Source organism: Pseudoalteromonas sp. AOP7-A1-14, from assembly GCF_052376275.1.
Taxonomy (GTDB): Bacteria; Pseudomonadota; Gammaproteobacteria; order Enterobacterales; family Alteromonadaceae; genus Pseudoalteromonas.
The window spans coordinates 1-437 of the sequence record NZ_JBQSVO010000301.1 but is presented as its reverse complement, the minus strand read 5'-3'; the positions used below and the strand labels follow the sequence as shown (position 1 = coordinate 437).

1 protein-coding gene is annotated in these 437 nt (G+C 40.3%); it reads right to left on the bottom strand.

The window, feature by feature from the left end:
- Window positions 1-60 precede the first annotated feature (60 nt).
- Window positions 61-437, bottom strand: a 377-nt coding sequence (locus ACT3RM_RS18210; RefSeq protein WP_444511559.1) for an ATP-binding protein, incomplete at its 5' end; no start/stop codon positions are given.

The following is a 437-nucleotide window of genomic DNA, read 5'->3' as shown; positions in this document are numbered from 1 at the left end:
AAGCGCCTTCAATTATTTGAAATGGCGCTTTTTTTATATGCTGTGTCTGTTAAATGTCAGTTATGACACTTGCTTGGGAAGGAGAATTATAAACTTTGCGCCACCTAAAGAAGAATTGCTTAGTTGGCAATCCCCTTGATGCCATGAAACAATCTTAGCCACGATGGCAAGCCCTAAACCAAATCCACCCGTTTTTTTATCTCGGCTTTTATCTAATCGAGTGAATGGTTTAAATACGTTATCCCACTGCGCAATATCAATGCCTGGGCCGTCATCTTCAACGGCAAGTATCAGGTCATCTTTATGTTCATACAACGACACTTTAACTTGTTGCTTAGCATACTTAAGTGCGTTACCGATTAAGTTTTGCACTGTTCGCGCTATAAAGTGACTATCACAGCGATAATTTAAACTCGCTGGCAAGTGCGTATTAAGAC